Origin of the sequence: Pseudomonas sp. TWI628 (assembly GCF_039673865.1) — a bacterium.
Taxonomy (GTDB): domain Bacteria; phylum Pseudomonadota; class Gammaproteobacteria; order Pseudomonadales; family Pseudomonadaceae; genus Aquipseudomonas.
On the sequence record NZ_JBDJMM010000026.1, the window covers coordinates 22,684 to 46,679 of the forward strand.

Annotated in this window: 16 protein-coding genes; 5 read left to right on the plus strand and 11 right to left on the minus strand. The window is 62.5% G+C overall.

The genetic code is table 11. The features are described from left to right. The first annotated feature begins 7 nt into the window (after window positions 1–7). Window positions 8–787, plus strand: coding sequence for an AraC family transcriptional regulator (locus tag ABE528_RS19970; RefSeq protein WP_346653874.1), 780 nt, complete (start codon window positions 8–10; stop codon window positions 785–787). Here the strand turns inward: ABE528_RS19970 and ABE528_RS19975 are convergent. Further along, complete coding sequence (locus ABE528_RS19975; RefSeq protein WP_152957896.1) at window positions 772–1,353, minus strand: LysE family translocator; 582 nt, start codon at window positions 1,351–1,353, stop codon at window positions 772–774. The two genes, ABE528_RS19970 and ABE528_RS19975, sit on opposite strands and share 16 nt — an antisense overlap. Window positions 1,354–1,613: 260 nt before the next feature. On the opposite strand from ABE528_RS19975, the gene ABE528_RS19980 reads away from it, so the two are divergent. After that, the gene (locus ABE528_RS19980; RefSeq protein WP_152957897.1) at window positions 1,614–3,185 is read left to right on the plus strand and encodes a TerC family protein; all 1,572 of its coding nucleotides are present in this window, start codon (window positions 1,614–1,616) and stop codon (window positions 3,183–3,185) included. Here ABE528_RS19980 and rarD read toward each other — a convergent pair. Together rarD and ABE528_RS19990 are read right to left on the minus strand one after the other, a co-directional pair. Beyond that, window positions 3,148–4,035, minus strand: coding sequence for an EamA family transporter RarD (gene rarD / locus ABE528_RS19985; RefSeq protein ID WP_346653875.1), 888 nt, complete (start codon window positions 4,033–4,035; stop codon window positions 3,148–3,150). The genes ABE528_RS19980 and rarD overlap by 38 nt on opposite strands. Before the next feature lie 32 nt (window positions 4,036–4,067). Further along, window positions 4,068–5,654 carry a cyclic diguanylate phosphodiesterase gene (locus ABE528_RS19990; RefSeq protein ID WP_346653876.1) on the minus strand — a complete coding sequence of 529 codons (1,587 nt, stop codon included), beginning with the start codon at window positions 5,652–5,654 and terminating at the stop codon, window positions 4,068–4,070. Between the two features lie 301 nt (window positions 5,655–5,955). On the opposite strand from ABE528_RS19990, the gene hppD reads away from it, so the two are divergent. After that, window positions 5,956–7,032 (plus strand): 4-hydroxyphenylpyruvate dioxygenase, encoded by a 1,077-nt coding sequence (gene hppD, locus ABE528_RS19995; protein ID WP_346653877.1) that lies wholly within the window; start codon window positions 5,956–5,958, stop codon window positions 7,030–7,032. 16 nt (window positions 7,033–7,048) lie between these two features. On the opposite strand, the gene ABE528_RS20000 is transcribed toward hppD, so the two are convergent. Both ABE528_RS20000 and ABE528_RS20005 read right to left on the minus strand, forming a co-directional pair. Then, a complete protein-coding gene (locus tag ABE528_RS20000) occupies window positions 7,049–7,825 on the minus strand; it encodes a CSS-motif domain-containing protein (protein WP_256669386.1) in 777 nt (258 codons plus the stop codon). Window positions 7,826–7,987: 162 nt separating this feature from the next. Further along, the gene (locus tag ABE528_RS20005) at window positions 7,988–8,674 is read right to left on the minus strand and encodes a type 1 glutamine amidotransferase domain-containing protein (protein WP_152957902.1); all 687 of its coding nucleotides are present in this window, start codon (window positions 8,672–8,674) and stop codon (window positions 7,988–7,990) included. Window positions 8,675–8,949: 275 nt separating this feature from the next. Here ABE528_RS20005 and ABE528_RS20010 point away from each other — a divergent pair, with 275 nt between their 5' ends. Then, complete coding sequence (locus ABE528_RS20010; RefSeq protein WP_346653911.1) at window positions 8,950–10,974, plus strand: response regulator; 2,025 nt, start codon at window positions 8,950–8,952, stop codon at window positions 10,972–10,974. 6 nt (window positions 10,975–10,980) lie between these two features. Here the strand turns inward: ABE528_RS20010 and ABE528_RS20015 are convergent, their stop codons facing one another. The 5 genes from ABE528_RS20015 to mexE all read right to left on the minus strand — a co-directional run bounded on the left by ABE528_RS20015 (window position 10,981) and on the right by mexE (window position 19,761). Beyond that, a complete protein-coding gene (locus ABE528_RS20015) occupies window positions 10,981–12,585 on the minus strand; it encodes a response regulator (RefSeq protein WP_346653878.1) in 1,605 nt (534 codons plus the stop codon). A 104-nt stretch (window positions 12,586–12,689) separates the two neighbouring features. Further along, window positions 12,690–13,745 carry a HEAT repeat domain-containing protein gene (locus ABE528_RS20020; protein ID WP_152957904.1) on the minus strand — a complete coding sequence of 352 codons (1,056 nt, stop codon included), beginning with the start codon at window positions 13,743–13,745 and terminating at the stop codon, window positions 12,690–12,692. Between the two features lie 167 nt (window positions 13,746–13,912). Beyond that, window positions 13,913–15,331 (minus strand): TolC family protein, encoded by a 1,419-nt coding sequence (locus ABE528_RS20025; RefSeq protein ID WP_152957905.1) that lies wholly within the window; start codon window positions 15,329–15,331, stop codon window positions 13,913–13,915. Beyond that, a complete protein-coding gene (locus tag ABE528_RS20030; protein ID WP_346653879.1) occupies window positions 15,328–18,507 on the minus strand; it encodes an efflux RND transporter permease subunit in 3,180 nt (1,059 codons plus the stop codon). The genes ABE528_RS20025 and ABE528_RS20030 overlap by 4 nt, the downstream gene beginning before the upstream one ends. A gap of 12 nt (window positions 18,508–18,519) precedes the next feature. Further along, window positions 18,520–19,761 (minus strand): multidrug efflux RND transporter periplasmic adaptor subunit MexE, encoded by a 1,242-nt coding sequence (gene mexE / locus ABE528_RS20035; protein ID WP_152957907.1) that lies wholly within the window; start codon window positions 19,759–19,761, stop codon window positions 18,520–18,522. Window positions 19,762–20,001: 240 nt separating this feature from the next. Between mexE and ABE528_RS20040 the strand changes: the two genes are divergently transcribed. Then, window positions 20,002–21,123 carry an MFS transporter gene (locus tag ABE528_RS20040; protein ID WP_346653912.1) on the plus strand — a complete coding sequence of 374 codons (1,122 nt, stop codon included), beginning with the start codon at window positions 20,002–20,004 and terminating at the stop codon, window positions 21,121–21,123. A 61-nt stretch (window positions 21,124–21,184) separates the two neighbouring features. Here the strand turns inward: ABE528_RS20040 and ABE528_RS20045 are convergent, their stop codons facing one another. Then, complete coding sequence (locus ABE528_RS20045; RefSeq protein WP_346653880.1) at window positions 21,185–23,980, minus strand: RHS repeat domain-containing protein; 2,796 nt, start codon at window positions 23,978–23,980, stop codon at window positions 21,185–21,187. Window positions 23,981–23,996: the final 16 nt, after the last annotated feature.

The window sequence follows — 23,996 nt, forward strand, 5'->3', positions numbered from 1 at the left end:
CAGGGCGATGATCGAGGTATCGCGGTTCTGGCGGGATCCGGCATTGCCCTTCGTCGAAGCGCGGCGCGTGGGGGATGGGCGCAAGGTCTGTTATGCCGCCCATTCCCATGAGAGCTTTTCCATCGGCGTGATCACCGCTGGTTGCAGTACCTACCTGAGCGGCGCCAGCCAGGTCGAGGTGATGGCCGGGACCACGGTATTGATGAACCCAGGTGTGGTACACACCTGCAACCCGATTGCCGGGCAGCCTTGGTCATACCTGATGCTGTTCGTCGACATGCCGTGGTTGCAGGCTCGGGGCTTCGTATTGCCAACGCAGACCTTCACCCATTGCGCTGGGTTGTACAGCCGGTTGCTGCAACTGTTTGCCGACTTGTTCGACGCTGAACTGAGTGATCGAGAAGCACGCTTGGCCGCTTTTTTCGCCGATCTTCCCGGCTATCTGCAGCCCAGTGCGCACAAGGTGGCAAGCGAACATCCACAATTGGATGCCGCGGCGGCGTTCATGCGAGCGCACCGCGGCGACCCGTTGTGCCTGGCAGATATCTGCGCCGCTTGCGGCCTGTCCCGGTCCTACCTGATCCGTGCGTTCCGCCAGCGCTTCGGCCTGACGCCTCACGGTTACCTGCTGGATCAGCGGGTGCAGCTTGCACGGGCGCAACTGCGCAAGGGCCGGGCGATCGCCGAGGTGGCACTGGAGGCGGGCTTCGCCGACCAGGCGCATCTGCAGCGGGCGTTCAAGCAGCACCTGGCGGCGACCCCCGGGCATTATCAAACCAGCAGATAAACCGCACTCCCCACCAGCAATACTGCCAGCCCCCGATTCAGCCACTGCAGATACCGCGGCTCGCGCAGATACTGGCGAATCACACTGCCAGCCCAGGCCCAGCAGGCCACCGAAACGAAACAGATCGGCCCGTAGATCCAGGTGAACAACCACAGCAGTTGCTGTTCGCCACCGGTATAGGCACCCACCCCTGCCACCGCCGCCAGCCAGGCCTTGGGGTTCAGCCATTGCATCGCCGCGCCATGCCAGGCCGAAGGTGCGCGCTGCTGATCGGCGCCACCCAGTTGGCCATCATCGCTGGCCAGCTTCCACGCCATGTACAGCAGAAACGCCACGCCTCCCCAGTGCAGCACCACCCCCAGCAGCGGCCAGCGCAACAGCAGTTCGTGCAGCCCCAGGCCAACCAGCACCAGCAACAGGCAAAAGCCCAACGTCGCGCCTGTCACATGCCACAGGCTCGCCCGCAGGCCATGACGGGCACCGCTGCCGAGGGCGACGACATTGACCGGCCCGGGAGAGATCGACGCGGCAAGGGCAAAGGCGGCCATGGAAAGGGAAAGGCTCATGTTCCGTAACTCCGTGTGTTGGACGATGGCGCCATCCTGGGGCCTCTGGCAGCGGGTGTATTGAAGAAAAGTCTCCTGCAAGGTTGTTACAGGTTTTGTAATAGTTTCGCGCTATCAGAAAAACCTGCTGTGCTTGTAGGATCGTTGTCCCTGTTTTCAATCAAGGTCTATATGAGCACCTTCGCGGAACCCCCCAGTCCCCGGCCATCCCGGCCATCCCCCCTCCGTCCCCGTGACGCCTTCTTCGTGAGTACCCGCTAATGGAATGGCTAGCCGATCCCACGGCCTGGCTAGGCCTGTTGACGCTTATCGTCCTCGAGCTGGTGCTGGGTATCGACAACCTGGTGTTCATCGCCATCCTCGCCGACAAGCTGCCGCCGCATCAGCGCGACCGCGCCCGGGTCATTGGCCTGAGCCTGGCGCTGATCATGCGCCTGGGCCTGCTCGCCAGTATCTCGTGGATGGTCACTCTGACCGCGCCGTTGTTCGAGGTATTCGGCAAGAGCTTCTCCGGCCGTGACCTGATCATGCTGTTTGGTGGTGTGTTCCTGCTGTTCAAGGCCACCATGGAACTGCACGAGCGCCTGGAAGGGCATGTCACCCAGGCCAGTGGCGCGGTGCGCCATGCCGCGTTCTGGCCCATCGTGGCGCAGATTGTCGTGCTCGACGCGGTGTTCTCGCTGGATGCGGTGATTACCGCCGTGGGCATGGTCGAAGAGTTGTCGGTGATGATGATCGCGGTGATCTTCTCGATCGGCATCATGATCGTCGCCAGCAAGCCGCTGACCCGCTTCGTCAACGCCCACCCGACAGTGATCATGCTGTGTCTGGGCTTCCTGATGATGATCGGTTTCAGCCTGACCGCTGAAGGCCTGGGCTTCCACATCCCGAAAGGCTACCTGTATGCGGCCATCGGCTTCTCGATCCTCATCGAGCTGTTCAACCAGTTGGCCCGTGCCCGCCGCAAGCGCAGCCTGCAGCAGCACCGGCCACTGCGTGAACGCACCGCGCATGCCGTGCTGCGCCTGCTGGGTGGCCGCCGGGTCGAGGCTGACGAGGTGGGTGAGGAAATCGCCGACCTGGTCGAAGGGGGTGAGGAGCAGGTGCTGTTCGACCGCCGTGAGCGCGTGATGATCAGCGGCGTGCTGAACCTGGCCGAGCGGCCGATCCGCACGGTGATGACCGCGCGTGCCGAAGTCGACGTGATCGACCTGGCGCAACCTGCGCACGCCATTACCGAGGCGCTGGCCAACTCGCCGTACTCGCGCCTGCCGCTGATTCGCGACGGCCATATCGAGGAACCGCTGGGCTTCGTGCACAAGAAAGAGCTGCTCAAGGAGCTGTTGACCGGCAGCCAGCCGGACCTTGAACGCATGGCCCGAGCGCCGTTGAACCTGCTGGAGAGTTTCAGCATCCTCAACGCCCTGGAGCAAATGCGCAGCCAGTCGACGCACATCGCCTTCGTGATCAACGAGTTCGGTGATTTCACCGGCCTGCTGACCATGACCGACATCCTCGAATCGATCGCCGGTGAGCTGCCGGATGCCAGCGAGGTGGAAGGCCCGGCGATCGTCGAAGAAGGCGGCAGCTTTGTCGTCAGTGGCGCGCTGAACCTGAGCCAGGTCCAGGCGCGTACAGGCTTCAGCGCCCGCGCCACCGAGGACTACCAGACCCTGGCGGGCCTGGTGATGAGCTTGCTGGACCGCCTGCCGATGGTGGGTGATCAGCTGGCCTGGAACGGCTGGAGCATGACCGTGGTGGCGGTGGAGGAGCGCCGGGTGCGCCAGGTGCGCCTTACACCGAGCGCCGACGCTGACGCAGCAGGTGCTTGAAGCCTTCGAGCACCAGCACCAGCACTGCGGCCCAGATCGGCAGGTAGGTCAGCCACTGATCCGGGCCAATGGTTTCGCCCAGCAGCAGGGCCACGCCCACCAGCAACACCGGCTCGACGTAGCTGAGCAGGCCGAACAGGCTGAACGGCAACAGGCGGCTGGCCAGTACGTAGGCGATCAGTGCGCAGGCGCTGATCGCCCCCAGCAGCGGGATCAGCCCGTAGAGGCCTGGGTGTTCGTGCAGGTCGGCGGTCGACAACGGCCCTTGGGTCACGAAGTACACCGCCCAGGGCAGCAACAGGCACATGTCGCACCACAGGCCACCGAGGTGGTCGGTGCGGCAGCGTCGCCGCAAGACGAAGTAGATCGGGTAGCCGATCGTCACCAACAAGGTTTCCCAGGCGAAGCTGCCATTCTGGTACAACTCGTGCCCGACACCCAGCGCGGCGCAGCTGACCGCCACTTTCTGCAGGCGTGACAGGCGCTCGCCATAAACCACGCGCCCGGTCAGCACCATCGCCAGCGGCAGCAGGAAATAGCCCATCGACACTTCCAGGCTGCGCCCGTGCAGCGGCGCCCAGAGGAACAGCCACAGCTGCACCCCCATCAACCACGAAGTACCGAGCATGCCCAGCAGCAGGGCCGGCGTCTGGCGCACGCGGGCGAGCAGTTCGCCAACGCGCTTCCAGTCTTTGCTAAGCCACATGAACAGGGTCAGGCAGGGCAGGGTCAACAGCGTGCGCCAGCCAAAGATCTCTTCGCCATCGAGCGGCGACAGCAAGGAGGTATAGAAATACATCACGGCGAACAGACAGGACGCCATGACCGACGAAATAATGCCTTTTGACACGAATGCCTCTGATGGGGGAGTGAGCGGGTGGATCAGCCGCGCATGATCTCAGGGGGCGCGTCCTGCGGCAACCGCGCGACACCTGGGTGGGTGGCGAGTGCCTTGAGGAAGTCGGCCGCCGGCATTGGCCGGGCAAACAGATAGCCTTGCTGGAAGTCCACCCCGCTGCGTGCCAGGTAGTCACGCTGGACGTCGGTTTCCACCCCCTCGGCAACGATGCCCAGGCCCAGCTTGGCGGACAGTTCGATGATGCTGTCGAGAATGTGCTGCGACAACGCGTCGCCACCGATCATGGCGACGAAGCTCTGGTCGATCTTCAGGTAATCGACCTTGAACTGGCGCAGGTAGTTGAGGCTCGACTGGCCGGTGCCGAAGTCATCCAGGGCGATCATCACCCCCATGTCATGCAGTTTGGCGAACAGTTCGAGGGCTACCGGGGTGGCTTCGAGCAGCTTGCGCTCGGTCAGCTCCAGGGTCAGCCGGACTCGCCCGGGGGGAAAGTGCTGGAGGAAGGTGCGGCAGTCGTCGAGCAGGCTCAGGTCGCGGCAGTGGTCGGCGGTAATGTTGATGCCGATATGGAAACCGTCTTCCAGCAGCGAGGTGTAGGGCGCAAGGCTCTGCGCAGTGTGCAGCATCAGGGCCCGGGTCATGGCAACGATCTGGCCGCTGTGTTCGGCGTAAGGGATGAACAGGTCCGGGCGTACCAGGCCTTCACGGGGGTGGTTCCAGCGCATCAGCACTTCAGCCCCGGCCCAGCGGTAGTCACCCTTGCGCACCACCGGCTGGAAGTAGGGCAGAAATTCGTCCGCCTCCAGGGCGCGGCGCAGTTCGGCACGCGGTGAACTGGCCCGGCGAATCTGCCAGCGGCAGGCGCAACCGGCCACCACGCCGAGCACCAGCAGCAGGCTGAGCAGGGCGGGGTAGTGGCTGCGCAGCACCTCACCTTGTTTGCCTGCTGCGTAGCCGCCGTGCACGCTGAACGGGTAGCGGGCCGAGCCCAGGGTTACATCGGCAGCGGCGGCTGCCGGTGGGACACCGGGATGCACCACGCCGTCCTTGCCCATCCAGGCATTGCCGACGCGGATCTGCAGGGCTTCCTCCGGGCCGATCAGGCGCAAGGCGGTGAGCAGATGGTCGCCATCCACGGTGGCGATCGCGCCGCGGTCGCCATCACTGGCCCGATAGACCAGCAGGGCATGGCCAGGCGTTACCGAGTTGCCATCCATCAGCCATAGCCGGCCATCGGTGTAGTCATTGGCCTCTACCTGTTCCTCGAAGTCGCCGAACAGCGAACTGCAGTACAGGTTATGGTGCTGGATGAGGTTGGTCGAACGCACGAAGGCATTGCGCGTGACCTCGCTGCGCAAGGCCAGCTGGGCGTCCGCGCAGGGCTTGCCAGCCAGCGGCAGCAGGGCCTGCGCGGCACTGGCCAGGTTGTCTAGAATGTGATCGACATGCTCGACCACTTGGCGTGTGGTCGCCTCGCTGCGGGTGCGCAGTTCGCGTTCGATTTGCCAGTTCATCACCGCCAGGCCACAGGCAAGCGGCACCACGCCGACGATCCAGGGCAGTAGCGTGCGCCAGCTCCAGCGAGCGGGACGTTTGACCGTGAGGGGCATGCTGGGGTGATCTTCCTGATGACTGACGTGCTGAGGATAGCCGTTTGTCGGCGCAGGTGGCGAACTAAAGCGCGACAAAGCTATTTACGCAATGTAGAATCGATTTACGAATACAACAATAAAGTCCTTCGTTCTTGAAGGATCACCCCCGCCGAGAATGGGTCCATATGACATACCATGGGTTCAAGCTGATCATTGGTGACTTCCTCGCCCGCAGCGTGCGTGGTATCCCGTGCTCTCCACCATTGCCGTTCCACATCCTACGCATTCATTAATTTTCGCTGCAGATGAGGGTACGAACATGGCTGATATCTTTGACAATCCAATGGGCCTGATGGGCTTCGAGTTCATCGAACTGGCTTCGCCGACGCCGGGCGTACTGGAGCCGGTATTCCAGATACTCGGTTTCACCAAGGTGGCCACTCACCGCTCCAAGGACGTGCACCTGTATCGCCAGGGCGGCATCAACCTGATCCTCAACAACGAACCCAAGAGCATCGCCTCTTACTTCGCTGCCGAGCATGGCCCGTCGGTGTGCGGCATGGCGTTCCGCGTGCGCAACGCCCATGAAGCCTATGCCCGGGCCCTGGAGCTGGGCGCCCAGCCAGTCGAGATCGAAACCGGCCCGATGGAGTTGCGCCTGCCGGCCATCAAGGGCATCGGTGGGGCACCGCTTTACCTGATCGACCGTTTCGATGAAGGCAGCTCGATCTATGACATCGACTTCAATTTCATCGAAGGCGTTGACCGCAACCCGCCGGGTGCAGGCCTGAAGATCATCGATCACCTGACCCACAACGTCTATCGCGGGCGCATGGCTTACTGGGCCGGCTTCTACGAGAAACTGTTCAACTTCCGCGAGATTCGCTACTTCGACATCAAGGGCGAGTACACCGGCCTGACTTCCAAGGCCATGACTGCGCCTGATGGCATGATCCGCATTCCGCTCAACGAAGAGTCTTCCAAGGGCGCCGGGCAGATCGAAGAGTTCCTCATGCAGTTCAATGGCGAGGGCATCCAGCATGTGGCCTTCCTCACCGATGACCTGCTCAAGACCTGGGATGCGCTGAAGGGGTTGGGCATGCGTTTCATGACCCCGCCGCCACAGACCTATTACGAAATGCTCGAAGAACGTCTGCCGGGGCATGGCGAGCCGGTCGACCAGCTGCAAGCCCGCGGCATCCTGCTGGATGGCGCATCCGAGCCGGGCGACAAGCGCCTGTTGCTGCAGATTTTCTCGGAAACGCTGCTCGGCCCGGTGTTCTTCGAATTCATCCAGCGCAAAGGGGATGACGGCTTCGGTGAAGGCAACTTCAAGGCGTTGTTCGAGTCCATCGAACGTGATCAGGTGCGCCGTGGCGTGCTCAATGCCAAATAAGTGAAGCGCAGCGCCGTCAGCCCTGGCTGGCGGCGCTACGAACACGCTGGTTACGTTGCCTGAACAAACCCCAGTAAGTGATCGAGCCGGTAATGATCCCGACCAGTGCCAGGGAGGGGAAAAGCTGTTTCATCGTCTGGCGCGTCTCTCGTGCCGAGTAACCTGCTGCATAGCCCGCCTTGACGGTATAGCCATACTTGGTCGAGACACCCTCGCTGAAAAATTCATCTTGCGATGGCCGCGCCGGATCGCGACTGTCGCCATCGGTCCAGATGTATAAATCTCCGAATTCGAGCAACAACGTCAGCCCTGTCTGAAACGCACGCAGTTCATTGCGCAGCAACATGCCATAGGATGTGGCAATAACGCCCAGATTCTGCTCAGTAAGTTGATAGGCGAGCAGGACGGCATTAGGTGTTGCGGGCGGGTCCAGCGCCAGACGAAATTGCGATTGTGCATCTGGGAACATGTGATCCGGTGGAAACGGCGTTTTCAAGGTATTGCAATACGTACTGCCGTCAACGGTCAATGCCAGCGAGCGCAAGTGCGGTGCTTTCGCTATCTGATCGAGCAATTGCGGTTCGGCGCTCTCGCAGGTAGCCCCTGCCAACATCAGTGCTGCCGAAGCCGATGCGTGTATTCGGTCGAGTGCCAGGTCCACGGAATAGATCGCTTCGTTGACTGAAATACGTGCGGTTTCTTCAAGTTTCTTGTCATGCTGATAGAACAAGATCATCAGCCCGCTGAGAACGGGCAGCAAACTGATTGCCAATGCCAGCAACAACTCTACCAAGCTGTGCCCTGCAGTTCTGCTCTTTGACATAAGTGGTCAGCCCCAAATTCACTGGGCTACCCGACATGGCTAGCCCAATGCAGAGCCTATGAATCAATGACCCTTCCTGCTGTAATCTAACGCCATGCCTTCTTTGCGAATTTGGCCACTAAGGTGTAGGACTCATTTCGGCTTGAGTGCAGCGATGACCTTTTCGGCCAGTAGGCCAGTCGAGGCGGGGTTCTGCCCGGTGATCAGCCGGCCGTCGCAAACCACGAACGGCTTCCACGGGTCATCGTCCTTGCTGTAGATGCCGCCCCTGGCAACCAGTTCGTTCTCAGTGAGAAAGGGCACCACCTTGTCCAGCTCTGCCAGTTTTTCTTCGGTGTTGGAAAACCCGGTAATCTGCCGGTCCTTGAGCAACAGGCTGTTGTCGCTGAGCTTGATGTTCAACAGCCCCACGACACCATGACAGACGGCGGCGATGATGCCATTGTTCTCGTAGATCTTGCGTGCCAGTTCCTGTAAAGGTTGGTTGTCCGGGAAGTCGTACATCACCCCGTGCCCACCGGTGTAGTAGATGGCGCAGTAATCGCCAGCCCTGACCTTGCCCGGGCTTGACGACGCGCCCAGACGGCTCATGAACGACTTGTCGTCGTACCATTGCCAGTCCAGCTCGGGGGCCATTTGCAGGCTGTGCGGGTCGACTGGCACATAGCCGCCATCGGGGCTCACGTAATCGACTTCATACCCGGCTTTCTGCACGACCTCGACAAAATGCACCGCTTCACCCAGCCACAGGCCGGTGGCCCGCTTCAGGGTCGGGTATTTGGCGGTATTGGTCAGTACTACCAGAATCTTCTTGCTCATCACCACGCTCCCTGGTTTGTCGTTGAAGGGCAATGCGTTGCTTGGCGCGGGGAAAACCTATTGAGCATAGCTCCCGTTTGCGAAGGCGCCATTCTGGTAATGGCTCTATGCTAGTGCCTGCGCGGTGCGCCTGATGTGAAGCTGTGATACGTGCAACTATTGCAGCGGCAAGCCGTCGGGCCGATGATGCGCAAACGGAATTTTTACCCAAGAGCAATGATGGAATCCCGACAGTGTTCGTAAACGACACACCGCGCAACCCTTCTGCGCAAGGCATGGAGCTCGCCACTCGGTCGTCAACGGCTCAGGGCATGGCTGAGCAGGTCACGCGGTTCGACTGGTCATACAGCGCTCTTGGGCCGCTGCCGCATTGGCAGGCCCCCCTGCGCATCGCTGTCGACATGATGGTGCTTTCGCCGTTTCCCTGCGCGGTGGTCTGGGGCGCCCAGATGACCGTGATTCACAACGATGCTTACGCGAAATTGCTCGAATGTGACGGCCACGCCTTGGGGCAGGCGTTCGACAAACTATGGGCTAAAGCCTGGAAGGCCATCGGCCCCTGGGTGTTCAACGTGCTTGAAGGTGGCTCGAACTTTGTCGAAGACCAGCCGCTAACACTAATCAACAAGCAAACGGGTGCTCAAGCCCGCTACGCCTTCAGCTACACGCCGTTACGTGATGAGCAGCATGAGGTGGTGGGGTTCCTGCACACGGTGATCGAAACCAGTGCCAGTGGCGATGCACATGCTGTATGGCGTGAGCAGGCGTTGGCGTTCGAACGCAAGATCGAGCGCGTCATGGCCGATCGTGATCACATCTGGCAGCTGTCTCGCGATGCCATGATCATCGTGACCCGCGATTTGCGCCTGCATGCGGTCAATCCGACCTGGCAGCGCGTTCTGGGCTGGACTGAAGACGAGGTGCGCGGTGAATCGGTCCTGGAGCTTGTCCATCCTGGCGACAGGGCCGAGGTGGAAGTTGCGGTCATGGAGTTCATTAACGACCGCGGGGCCGAGCAGCTCGAGACGCGCTTGCGCCATAAGGACGGGCACTATTGCATATTCTGCTGGACGGCGAGTTTCGACGGCACGCTGCTGACGGCCGTAGGCCGAGACATTTCACAGGATCATGAAGAGGCCTTGCGCCAATCCGAAACCCTGATGCGGACAACCCAGCGCCTGGATGCGGTTAGCCACCTGGCAGGCGGCATGGCCCACGAAATGAACAACCTGCTATCGGGTATCGGCGGCAGCCTGGAGCTGTTGCAGCGCCGCATGGAGCAAGGGCGCCTGGAGCACATCGACCGTTATGTGACGCTGGCCAGCGATTCTGTGCAAAGTGCCATGCGGCTCACACACCGACTGCTGGCGTTCTCCCGTCATCAGCCGTTGTCACCCAAACCGCTGGACATCAATCGCCAGCTGACCGCCATGGAGCCGCTGTTGCGTCAGGTGCTGGGGACTGAAATGCGGGTGAGTTGGGAACTGGACATAGAACCCTGGACCACCTGCCTGGATGTTGCACAGCTGGAGAATGCCCTGGTCAACCTGTTCGCCAACGCACGTGAGGCATGCCTTGGGCGTGGCCTGGTGACACTGCACACGATCAACAAGCGCCTGGATGCGCCATTCCCCGACGAGCAAGGCGTCCCGCCTGGTGATTATGTCGCCTTGTATGTCACGGACGATGGCCATGGTATGCCCGAAATGGATATGGCTCGTGCATTCGAGCCGTTCTTCACCACCAAACCCTTGGGGCATGGCGCCGGGTTGGGGCTGGCGATGGTTTATGGCTTCGTCGGCCAGTCGGGTGGCCACGTGTGGCTCGAGCCAGCGCCTGATCACGGCCTCAAGGTCTGTATGTTGTTCCCGCGTAGCCTTGAACACATCGTGCAAGCCCCCCCTCAGCCGGTACCGGCCGTGACAGGGGCCAGTGGCCAACGCGTGCTGCTGGTCGATGACGAGGTAAACCTGCGTTCGGTGATGAAGGAATACCTGCAGGAGCGTGGCTTCGTCGTGTGCGATGTGGGCGACGCGAATTCGGCGCTGGATCGCTTCCGCCACCACGGTCCTTTCGATCTGGTGATTACCGACATCGGCCTGCCGGGTGGTTTCAGTGGGCGGCAGGTCGCCAGGGCGATGCGTATGTTCAAGCCCGATCAGAGGATTCTGCTTATTACCGGGTTCAACGACCAACCGCTGGACCCGCAACTGTCCGAGACACCAGGCACGGCCTTGATGCTCAAACCGTTCGCGTTGGCCAGCCTGATGGACCAGGCCCTGCTGATGCTGAGCGATTGAACGGGTTCAGGGCTTGCCCAGCATGTTGGCAACCTGTGCCCGCAACTGCTTGAGCTCGAACGGCTTGCAGATCAGTTGCATGCCCGGCGCGAGAAACCCTTCGCGCGCTACCGCCGTCTCGGCGTAGCCAGTGATGAACAGCACCGGAAGGTGCGGGCGTAGCGTGCGGGCGATCTCGGCCAGTTGCCGGCCGTTCATGCCCGGCAGCCCGACGTCGCTGAGCAGCAGGTCGATCGCCTGCGCTGAACGCAGCAACTGCAAGGCTTCGCTGGCGTTGCTGACGCTGTGGCAGGGGTAACCCTCGTCCTGCAACGACTGGCAAAGCAGGTCGCGGACATGGGGATCATCCTCGACCACCAGCACATTCCGGCTTTTGCCTGCAGGGGATGGGTGCGGTTCGGCTGCCTGGGGGTGTGGCGTATCCAGGTGGCGTGGCAAGTAAAGGTCCACCTGGGTGCCATGGCCGAGCTCGCTGAACAGCGCTACATGGCCATTGGACTGCTTGCTGAAGCCGTAGACCATCGACAGGCCGAGGCCAATGCCCTGGCCAACCGGTTTGGTACTGAAGAAGGGCTCGAAGGCATGTTCCAGGGTGCTCTGTGACATGCCCTGGCCCTCGTCGATGAAGCGCAGGCAGGCATAATCACCGCCATCCAGCACACTGCCGGCGAACCGCTGCGTGTCTACCCTCTGGTTGCTGGCCTCTAAACGCAACAAGCCCCCGTTGGGCATGGCCTCGCAGGCGTTGATCAACAGGTTGTTCACCGCCTCTTGCAATTGCTCGTCGTCTGCCTGCACTGCCCAGAGGTCTGCGGGCAGGTCCAGTTGCAGATTTACCCGTGGGTCAAGGATGGCTTCAAGGCGCTGCGGTTGCAGGAGTGCAAGCAGGTCGATGCGCTGACTGTGCAGCGACTGCCTGGACGAAAAAGCCAGCAGGCGATGGGTAAGCACCGCGGCCCGTGACACGGCTTCCTGGCCCCTGCGCAGGATCCCTTCAAGGCCGTCACTGCGCCCGTGTTTCAGGCGCCGGTCGATCAGCTCGAAACTGCCGCCGATGCTGGTCAGCAAGTTGTTGAAGTCATGCGCCACACCGCCGGCCAGCTGGCCGATTGCCTCCATCTTGCGGGTCTGCTGCAAGGCCTGGTCGATGGCAGGTTGTTCCTCGCTACGCGCATCCAGGCGCTGTTGCAGGTCGAGCATCTGGTCGCGCGCCAAGTATTGACGGCGTCGGTTGCGCAACGCTGTCTGGGCCAGCTGCAGCAAGCTCCCATCTTCGAAAGGCAGGGCCAGCAGGCTCAGGTTGCCCTGGGCAAGCGTGGCGCTAGAAGAGGTGGCCGCAGGCGTGCACGTCAACAGCAGGATTGGCAGGTCCGACCAGGCCGGCTGTTGGTCGATATAGCCCTTCAACAGTTCGGCTGCTTCGACGTCAAGGGCCTGCTCGGCAATGATCGCCAGGGCTGCGCCCTCGATCAGGCAGGCCTGCAGCCTGGCGATATCTGGCGCGCACAGACAGTCGACACCGGCAGCCGCGAGCAACTTCGTAGCATTGCTGGCAAGCGGGTCGGGGGCCAGGATCACAGCACGTTCGTCCATCGACAACGAACTGGCCAATGCGATTCTCCTGAAACGGTCGGCAAGGTCGGTCTGTGTCCTTGCCGCCTGAAAGGGTCCGATACCTACTGGACCACAGGCGCTCTCCCAGGGTTCAACGCAATCTACAGCCCCTGTTGCAGGAAGGGATCATCCGGGTTCTGCCGCTCCAGTTCGGCCAGCAGAACCTGAACGTTCTGCAATTGGCCGGTTTCTTTCCAGTACTGGATCAGCAGCACACGCGCCCGGCGGTTGGCTGGCTGGCGGCTGAGCAGGGTTTCCAGTTGTTTCTGCGCGGCATCGGACTGATCCAGCTCATGCAGGGTGACCGCCAGGGTGTAGCGATAGTCGGCATTCTCCGGCTCCAGCTCCACCGCGCGCGACAAGGCCAGCAGGGCGTATTCGCGCTGATCATGGCGGATCAGCCACAGCCCCAGCTCGTACTGCAGGAACGCCGAGTCCGGGCGCAGCGCCAGGGCCTTGGCCAGCACCTGGCGGGATTGATCGTGATGGCCCTGGCGCTCCAGAAGGCGCGCCTGCGTGGCCAGGGCGTCGAGGCCATCCGGGGCCACCGCGAGGCTGCGCTGCAGGGCAGCGGCTGCCTGATCGTAGTCATTTTCGTGCAGGTACAGGCGCGCCAGGTGTACCTGGGCCGCGGCGTCGTCGGGTTGTTTTTCCAGGGCCTGCTGGTATTGCTCCAGCGCGATCTGCAACGGGCCGAAGTACAGGCCGATGGCATCGGGGTCGAGGCCGAGCAAGGCATCCACGGCGGCGAAGCGCACGCTCTGCTCGTCATCGTCCAGCAGAGGCCCCAGCACCAGGCTGCGCTGAGACGGCGGCAGCAGTTTGCGGATGCTGGCAATGGCTGCGCGACGCACCAGCGGGTCATCGTTTTCCAGGTCCAGGCGGGCCAGCTTGAGTGCTTGCGGCGAGGGGTAGTTGGGTAATTCGGCATACAGCGCGGCGCGGCGGATCGGCGTCAGGTCATCGCGCTGCAACTGTTGGTACAGCACCCGGGCGGCACCTGGCAGGCCGTCATGGGCCTGGCGCAGCGCCTTGCCATAGCTGTGCGGCGGCAGCACCGGCGGTGCGGGCTTGTCGTCCCGGCGCAGGAAAACGATGGCGATCGACACCAGAATCAGCAGCAGTACGGCGATCAGGTAGCTGTGGCGTCTGGGCATCGGGCGCAGCGATCCATGGCGGTGGGAAGGCAGAGCTTGGGGCAGAATGCCCTGGGCTGCAAGCCACAGGGTCGTCACCAGGCGATAAAAAAGCCCCGCAGACCAAGGCCGGCGGGGCAAACGGTTGGGGGAGTAACCAACCAAAGGAGTCGTTGAAACGGGGTGGATCAGCGCGCGCTGGCGACGGTCTCTGGCTGCCAGCCACCGCCGAGGGCCTTGTAGATCGAGACGATGCCGCGATACAGCTCGACTTCACCTTGGGCCTGAGCGTCTTCGGCGCTCAGGCGTTCGCGTTCGGCATCGAGCAGCACCAGGTAATCCACCGTGCCTTCGCGGTAACGCACCGAGGCCAGGTCGGCTGCCTTGCGGCTGGCCTCGCTCTGTCGGATCAGCGACAGCAGCCGCTGCTGAGTCTTGTCGTAGTCGCTGAAGGCGTTGGCTGACTCTTCCAGGGCCAGCAGCACCTGCTGCTCATAGTTGGCCAGGGCGCCTTCGGCGTCCGCCTTGGCGCCGCGCAGGCGGGCGCGCACGCTGCCCATGTCGAAGGCGGCCCAGGTGATGCTTGGCCCCAAGGCCCAGGCATTGGCCGCGGAGGAGCCGATCTGCGAGCCACGGGCGGCGGTAAAGCCGAGGAAGCCGCTGAGGCTCACCCGCGGGAACAGGTCGGCGGTGGCCACGCCGACATTGGCGGTGGCGGCGGCCAGTTGGCGCTCGGCGCTGCGGATATCCGGGCGGCGGCGCAGCAACTCGCCCGGGTCACCCACCGGCAAGGCCTTGGCGATGGCCGGCAAGGCCTTGGGCGACAGGTCGACGCTCAGCGCGTCCGGGCGCTGGCCGAGCAGGGTGGCGATGCGGTGCCGCGCCCGGGCCTGTTCGGCCTGCAACTGCGGCACCGTGGCCTCGACACCCGCCAGGCGGGCATCGGCACGCACGACGTCGAGATCGTTGCCAACCCCGGCGTCGCGCAGGGTCACGGTGATGCTGCGTGATTCCTGCTGGGTCTTGAGGTTGGCCATGGCGATCTTTTCGCGCAGTTGCGCCCCGCGCAGCTGGCCGTAGGCGTCAACCAGTTCGGCGATCAGGCTCACCTGCAACTGTTGCAGGTCGGCCTGGGCTGCTGCTTCCTGGGCTTCGCTGGCCTCGATCTGGCGCTGGATGCGGCCGAACAGGTCAAGCTCCCAGGCCATGTCCAGGCCCAGGTCGTAGCGCTCCTGATTGACCCGCTGGGTGGTCTGGCCGGGAATCTGGCCCTTGCCGATCTCGCTGCTGGCGCGGCTGGTAACCACTGGCAACTGGTCGTTGGCGGCGTCATCACGAATTGCCCGTGCCGACTTCAGCCGGGCGAAGGCCACGCGCAGGTCACGGTTGCCGTCCAGCGATGCTTGCACCAGCTGGTTCAGCACCGGGTCGTCGAACTGCTTCCACCACACGCTTTCGAAGCGGCTGCGGTCGAAGGCCTTGGCCTGCACATCAGTGCTGTCGAAGTGCGCGGCTTCGGTGTCCGGGGTCTTGTAGTCCGGGCCGACTGCGCAGGCCGCCAGGGCCAGCGCCAGCAGGCTCGGGGTCAGGGGTTTGAGCAGGTTCATGCGTGGTTCTCCAGCACGGGCGCGTGTTCGGCCTTGCGGGCCTGGCGACGCTCGACGAAACGGCGGATCAGGAAGAAGAACACCGGGGTCAGGAACAGCCCGAACACGGTCACGCCGATCATCCCCGAGAACACCGCCACACCCATGGCATGGCGCATTTCCGAGCCGGCACCGGAGCTGAACACCAGCGGTACCACGCCCATGATGAAGGCGATCGAAGTCATCAGGATCGGCCGCAGACGCAGGCGGCAGGCTTCCAGCACCGCAGTCAGCGGGTCGAGGCCCTTGGCTTGTTCGTCCTTGGCGAACTCGACGATCAGAATCGCGTTCTTGCACGCCAGGCCCACCAGTACGATCAGGCCGATCTGGGTGAAGATGTTGTTGTCGCCACCCGACACGATCACCCCGGTGATGGCCGACAGCAGGGTCATCGGCACGATCAGGATCACCGCCAGCGGCAGGCTCCAGCTCTCGTACTGGGCGGCCAGTACCAGGAAGGCCAGCAGCACGCACAGCGGGAACACGAACAGCGCGGTATTGCCCGAGAGGATCTGCTGGTAGGTCAGGTCGGTCCACTCGAAGGTCATGCCGTTGGGCAGCTCTTGCTTGAGCAGCTTCTCGATCGCCGCCTCGGCCTGGCCGGAGCTGTAGCCTGGGGCTGCGGCGCCGTTGATCTCGGCGGTGATGAAGCCGTTGTAGTGCATCACCCGGTCAGGCCCGGAGGTGTCGCTGACCTTGAGGAAGGTCGCCAGCGGAATCATCTCGCCGAGGTTGTTGCGCACCTTCAACTGGCCGATCTGCTCGGCATCGAGGCGGAACTGCTGCTCGGCCTGGACGTTGACCTGGTAGGTGCGGCCAAAGCGGTTGAAGTCGTTGGTGTACAGCGAGCCCAGGTAAACCTGCAGGGTGTCGAAGATGTCGGTGATCGCCACGCCGTGGGTCTTGGCCTTTTCCCGGTCGATGGCGGCATCGACCTGCGGCACGTTGACCTGGTAGCTGGTGAACAGGCCCGCCAGCTCCGGCACGTTGTGGCTCTTGGCGATGATGTTCTGGGTTTCCTTGTACAGCGCCTCGTAACCCAGGTTGCCACGGTCTTCGATCTGCAGACGGAAGCCGCCGATGGTGCCCAGGCCTTGTACCGGTGGTGGCGGGAAGATCGCGATGTAGGCGTCCTGGATGTCAGCGAACTGGGCGTTCAGCGCGGCAGCGATCGCGGCCGCCGACTGGCTCGGATCCTTGCGCTCGTCAAACGGTTTGAGTGGGGTGAACACGATGCCGCTGTTGGGGCTGTTGGTGAAACCGTTGATCGACAGGCCAGGGAAGGCCACCGAGTCGGCCACACCAGGTTGCTTCAGGGCGATTTCGCTCATGCGCTTGATCACCGCCTCGGTGCGGTCCAGGCTGGCAGCGTCAGGCAGCTGGGCGAAGGCCACCAGGTACTGCTTGTCCTGGGCCGGGACGAAACCGGTCGGCGTCGACGAGAAGCCCAGGTAGGTCAGGCCCATCAGCCCGGCGTACACGAACAGGGCGATGCCACTGCCGCGGATCACACGGCGTACGCCACCGACATAGCCATGGCTGGCGCGGTCGAAGAAGCGGTTGAACGGCGCAAACAGCCAGCCCCCCAGGAGCCTTTCCAGCAAGCGCGAGAAACGGTCCTTCGGTGCGTGGTGGTCCTTGAGCAGCACGGCAGCCAGGGCGGGCGACAAGGTCAGCGAGTTGAATGCCGAAATGACGGTGGAGATGGCGATGGTCAGCGCGAACTGCTTGTAGAACTGCCCGGTGAGGCCGGAAATGAACGCGGCAGGCACGAACACCGCGCACAGCACCAGCGCCGTGGCGATGATCGGCCCGGTCACTTCGCTCATGGCTTTTTGCGTGGCTTCCAGGGGTTTCAACCCTAGCCCTATGTTGCGCTCGACGTTCTCCACCACGACGATGGCGTCGTCCACCACGATACCGATAGCCAATACCAGGCCAAACAGCGACAGGGCGTTGAGCGAGAAGCCGAACAGGTGCATCACCGCGAAGGTGCCGATCAGCGAGACGGGTACGGCCATCAGCGGGATGATCGAGGCGCGCCAGGTCTGCAGGAACAGGATGACCACCAGCACAACCAGGATCAGCGCTTCGAACAGGGTGTGCACCACCGCTTCGATGGAGCCGCGCACGAACACGGTCGGGTCATAGACGATGCTGTAGTCCATGCCTTCCGGGAAGTCCTTCTTCAGCTCGGCCATCTTCGCCCGCACTTCGTCGGAGATTTCGATGGCGTTCGAGCCCGGGCGCTGGAAGATCGGGATGGCCACCGCCGGCTGGTTGTTCAGCAGCGAACGCAGGGCGTACTGGCTGGAGCCCAGCTCGACCCGGGCGATGTCCTTCAGGCGCGTGATTTCGCCATCGGCACCTGCGCGGATGATGATGTTCTCGAACTCTTCCTCGTTGACCAGGCGGCCCTGGGTGTTGATCGACAGCTGGAAGCTGGTCGAGCCAGGGGCGGGCGGGGCGCCCAGCTGGCCGGCGGCGACCTGGCGGTTCTGCTCGCGAATCGCAGCCACCACGTCGCTGGCGGTCAGGTTGCGCGACGCGGTCTTGTTCGGGTCGAGCCACACCCGCAGCGAGTAGTCGCCCATGCCGAACAGCTGCACGTCACCGACGCCGCCCAGGCGGGCCAGCTCATCCTTGATGTTGAGGATGGCGTAGTTGGACAGGTAGAGCATGTCGTAGCGGTTGTCCGGCGAGGTCAGGTGCACGACCATGGTCAGGTCAGGCGAAGCCTTGTCGACGGTGATACCGATCCGGGTCACTTCTTCCGGCAGCTTGGGCTGGGTGCGGGTGACGCGGTTCTGCACCTGCACCTGGGCGTTGTCCAGGTCGGTACCCAGGGCGAAGGTGATGGTCAGGGTCAGCTTGCCGTCGGCGGTGGACTGCGAGGACATGTACAGCATGTTCTCGACACCGGTGATGGCCTGCTCCAGCGGCGCGGCGACGGTTTCGCCGATGACCTTGGGGTTGGCGCCGGGGAAGTTGGCGCGCACCACCACGGTCGGCGGGACCACTTCGGGGTATTCGCTGATCGGCAGCTGGAACAGTGAGATCGAACCCGCGATCAGCAGCACCAGCGACAGCACCGCGGCGAAGATCGGCCGGGTAATGAAGAATTTCGAAAAGTTCATCGGTGTGGTCCCTTAACCGCGTGGCGCCTGGGCGCTGGCGACTTTTTCAGTGGAGCCCGCTACTTTCTGCGCCGGGTTGCTGGCCTCCAGGGCCTGGCGCTGCTGGGCGAGGGCGGCGAGGGTCTGTTCACTGGCCATCGGTGTTTCTTCCGGGGTCACCGGCGAGCCAGGGCGCACGCGCTGCAGGCCCTTGACCACAATGCGGTCGTCCTTGGCCAGGCCGCTGCGCACGATGCGCAGGCCTTCGAGCTTTGGCCCCAGTTCCACGGCGCGGTAGTCGGCCTTGTTGTCCTTGTCCATGACCAGCACGAACTTCTTGCCGAGGTCGGTGCCGACCGCTTCGTCGTTGATCAGCACGGCGTCGTACTGGGCGCTGCCGACCAGCTTCAGGCGCGCATACAGGCCTGGGGTGAACTGGCCGTCACGGTTGTCGAACACGGCGCGGCCACGGATGGTGCCGGTGCGCGGGTTGACCTGGTTGTCGACGAAGTTCATCTGGCCCAGGTGCGGGTTGCCGGTTTCGTTGGTCAGGCCCAGGTACACCGGGGTGCTCTGGCCGCGCTGGCCTTCACGCGCCAGCTGGGTGTACTTGAGGTACACGCGCTCGTCGGCGTCGAAGTAGGCGTACACCTTGTCGGTGGACACCACACTGGTCAGTGGCGTGACATCGGCGGTGACGATGTTGCCGGCGGTGAATTCGGCACGGCTGACGCGGCCGCTGATCGGCGCGGTGACGCGGGTGAAGCTGAGGTTCAGGCGGGCCAGGTCGAGCTGGGCCTGAATCGCATCGACCCCGGCGCGGGCTTCGGCAGCGGCGCTGCTGCGCGATTCGGCCAGCTCTGCGGAAATGGCGTTGCTGTCACGCAGGCGCTCGCCACGGCGGGCTTCGTTGGCGCTGCGGATGGCGGTGGCCTTGGCCTGTTGCAGCTGCGCTTCGAGGCGGCGGACTTCAGCCTGGAACGGGCGCGGGTCGATCTGGAACAGCAGGTCGCCTTTCTTCACCTGGGCGCCTTCGGTGAAACCGACCAGATCGATCTGGCCCGAGACCCGTGGGCGCACTTCGACGGTTTCCGGCGCTTCCAGGCGGCCGGTGAACTCGTCCCATTCGTTGATCGGCTGCTCGATGACCTTGGCGACGCTGACCTTGGGCGCGGCGGGAGCCTGCACGGCGTCGGGGGTGCGGCCACAAGCGCTGAGCACCACCACTGCCAGGGCAGCAAGGGGGAAGCGCAAGGGTTTGAGTGAGTGATCCATGGAGAACTCCGCCAATGTATTAGTAGTGGGCGGAGTGTGAGTGCCTTGCGCGTGACGCACGAATCGAACGCAGCGAAGGTTAATATCACGCGCAATGATATGTCTGGATCAATCATCGATGGCGGGCATGTGACGGCGCTTGCCGGCAAGCGCTCTAACAGCCGTATAGCGACTGAAAAAGGCCTCACCGTGCACACCTACCACCGCCTGCCCGGCCCCCTCGGCATCGTCCTGCTCGGCGTGCTGCAAATCCTGGTCTGGGGCGGCTCGTTCTTCCTCATGGCGGTGATGGCCGACCCGATCAGCCGTGATACCGGCTGGCCCAGCCAATGGGTCTACGGCGCGCTGTCCCTGAGCCTGATGGTCTCGGCGCTGTTGGCCCCGTTGTCCAGCCGACTGGTCGCCCGCTACGGCGGCCGCCCGCAAATGGCTGCCAGCGGCGCGGTGGTAGCGGTGGGGCTGCTGATCATGGCTGCCAGCCACACCCTCGGACTGTTTCTGCTGGTCTGGGCGGTGATCGGCATTGGCATGGCCATGGGCTTGTATGAAGCGCTGTTCGCCACCCTTGGCGGGTTGTATGGCGAAGGCGCGGGCAAGGCGATTACCGGTATCACCCTGATCGCTGGCTTCGCCTCGACGATCTCGTGGCCGACCGTGGCGCTGGCCATCGAACATTTCGGTTGGCGGGCGACGTGCGTGTGCTATGCGCTGGTGCTGATCGTGGTGGTGGCGCCGTTGTACTGGCGAGTGCTGCCTGCAGGAGGGCGGGTCGAGGTGCCGGCCAAGGCGCAGGCGCAAGGCGATGCGGTTGGCGTGGACCGCCAGCTCTACTGGTTGCTGACCAGCATGTTCGCCATCGGCGCGATCATCATGACCGCCATCGCCGTGCAGCTGGTGGCCGTGCTGCAGGGGTTGGGGCATTCGCTGCCGGTGGCCATCGGCCTGGCGGCGATGCTCGGCCCCAGCCAGGTGGCGTCGCGGGTGCTGCAGATTCTGGCGGGCAAACGGCACCCGATCTGGACGGCGCTGGCCTGGGTCAGCCTGGTGCTGGTCGGGTTGCTGATGGTGACCTTTGTGCCAGCCGCCACCGCAGTGGGCTTGCTGGTGTTCGGCTGCGGCAATGGCCTGCGGGCGATCGTGCGGGGGTTGCTGCCGCTGGCGATGATGCCGCCAGCGCAATATGTGTTGCTGATGGGACGCATGTCGCGGCCTTCGCTGATAGGGCAGGCACTCACGCCCGTGGTGGGTGGTTTTCTGTTCGAGCATTTCGGCTCGATGGGGGTGTTGCTGACGCTGTGCCTGCTGGCGCTGACCAATGTGCTGCTGGTGGTCACGGTGATGCGTAAGGTTCGTATTGGCTAGCTCAGATCGCCTGTAATCTTGCCGCCATATTAATCATGAGGGTGAAGACAGTGAGTTGCATTCATAACCTTGCAGCCATTGCCATGGCTGAGTAAGCGAGGCTGTCAGCGTTTTTGCTGGTGATGCGGGCGCGCAGAGAGCTGCTTGCATTGAATCTCGATACTGCATCATTTAGTGGTAGGAGATACAGTCTTTGTTGGTCGATATAGTGTATGGATTGGTCGTCAACTCGCATAATTTCGTAATTGTTTTCAGCGGCGATTTCATTGAATAAACCAATTCGATCTACGACGTCGTTTACCATGAGTCTTCCTTGGTAAGCGATTTTAAAAGAACCTTCCGGATTGTTGCGGCCGTAATGGTAAAAAAAGTCCTGAGAAGCCGCACCGACTGACGGTATGCCTGCTACCCGCCGAAGGTGGCTAATTTCATGCGCGATTGTCGCTGCGCGGAATGTATCCGTAAAAGAACTTATATAAAAAAATCCATCCGCGATGTGAATGTTGCCTTGGATATCGGCGCTGGATATAAAAGCTGTTAGGGTGCTGGCGCCTCCTGTTGATCGGATTATCTTCTTGTACCCTATTTCGGGCGTGGCATAGCTGGTTAGCATACTCTCCATTCTTCTCCAACTGTTTACTATGTTTGGTAGTGCGCTTCGATAGTCCGGCCCAAAGAAAGTTTCCATTATATCTGTGTGTGGTGGCTGGTCGGTTGTCACAACTTTTCTCAGTGCGGTGTGCGCTGCATCCAGTGCTTGTTTTACCGTTTCTGCTTCATCCGGAGGGAACTGTGATAGCCCATATGCCGTAATAGTCAGCATGAGGCCGTTTGAGTCTGCATAGGTGTGAGGGTTGTTTCGGACCATGCAGTAAACATTCAAACCATCCACTGTCTCAGCCGGATCGGCACTCAACCAGCGCCCGGTCCAGGGCTGGTAATACCGGTAGCCGTAGTAATACAAGCCGGTCGCATCGCGCTCCTTGCCCGAAAAGCGTACGGTCTTGTAGTCAGCCTCAACCGCGCTGCGCGCCGCCCATACCGACGTCTCCCCGTACGGGTAATATTCTTCCTGGCTGATCAGGTTGCCGCTAGCATCGAGCTCCAGGCCATGGCTGCCGATAAGGTCGCCATACTGGTAGCGCAACTGATCATTGGCAATCTCGGCCGGCTTGCCGGCCACCCAGTGCAAAACGCGCGCTTGTGCATGCCCGGCTTCACCCACGCACAGCACCTGAAGGTTTTCCTTCCCCGTCGTTCGCAGCTCCAGATTGCCCAGATAGATGACTTGCTGGCTGTTCAGCTGTTGCGTGCTGCTTTTCAGTACACGCTGACAGTGGGCATCGTAGCGGTAGTGTTCGTGATCGCCCGGGGCGCCGTCGCGCACGACGGGGGTGACTTTCTGCAGTTCTCCCCGCGGTGTCCATTCCAGTGCCTGGCCTGGCTGCAACTGGCGTTGATGGCCTGCGGCTGTAAACAGCGCATCCACTTCCTCAGGGGTGCCAGCCAAGCTACTGGTCACCCCCCGGTTGCTGCGGTTGCTGATGGTAATGTCCGTGGTGTAGCCGTTGTGGGTGGCGGGCGCACTGTGGCGGATCTGTGTCAGATTGCCTGCGGTGTCGTAGTGGTAGTGGCGGGTGTATCGGGTGTAGCTGGTGTTGTCACTGGCAAGTGGCACGAATGCGGGGGTTGATCGACTGTTCTGGCGACCGGCATTGGCCATTTCCCGCCCGCTGGCACTGACCAGTTGGTACAGGCTGTCGTAGCCGTAGAGGCTTTCTGGTTCCACCCGTTGGTTGCGCCAAATACGTGTTTGCTGAGCTTCGTCCCGGGCACTGAGCACATTGCCTACCGGTTCGTATTGGTAACGCAGGTCCTGCAGCAAGCCGGTTGCACGTTCTACTCGGATGATTGCCAGTCGTTGCGTTCGCGGCTCGTATTGGTAAGTGCATGTCACGCCGTTGCCGTGTGTCTCGCTCAGCTTTTGTCCCGCGGCCGAGTGGGCCAGCGTCGTCACCACAGGTTGCTCCGCGCTGTCCTTCACGGTCAGCCAGCTGCACGCCAGCTGCCCGTTCACGCCATACGTCACACGTTGCTGATGGTCGGCTGCATCCTGTGTGAGCAGCACATTGCCCGTGGCGTCGCTGCAAGTGACGGTGGTGTACGTTTCTGGCGCCAGCAGCGTATTCCAGGCTGCCGGATCCGCGCCGTGCCAATCGACCTGGATATCGGGGGCGGTCGCTGCTTTGGGCAAGCGGCGAGTCGTCGACAATGGCACGCCAGAAAGGGCCATGCATTCAGTGGCCATCATCCCGGCGGTATCGTAATGGTTGATGCAAAGCCCGGCGATGTTCAGGTCTTTGCCTGCAGCCGTGCTGGCCGCATAAATGAAGCGCTGCGTTGTTCGTGGGTCGCCACTGGCAACCTGCTCGGAAACGGCTAGCAGCCGACCAGGCAGGGTAGGCACCTCATAATGCCAGGTGTGGTTGACGGCTTGGCTGTGGTCCCCGGTACTGTCGCCAGTGCCGAGGATGCCACTCACGGTGAGCAGTGGCCGGCCGGCGGTGTCTTTCAGGTTGACCGAGGTGCCCGCGTCCACGCTGCGGGTGTGCAAGGCATTGCCTCGCAGATCGCAGGTGTAGATGAAGCTCGCAAGCCCCTGGTCGGCGAGGCGCGGGTCCGCGCTCTGCTTCAAGAAGCCAGAGGCAGTGAAGCGGTGACCTGTGATGCGTACCTGGGTTTCATCCAGCGGGTCAGGGTGACGGTAAAAGGCAATCTCGCGCACGGCAAGGCCACGGCTTTCGTGGGCCATTACGGTCGGGGTGTTGCGGTAGACTGCCTTTTCCATACGACCCATGGGAAAGCGACCTCGC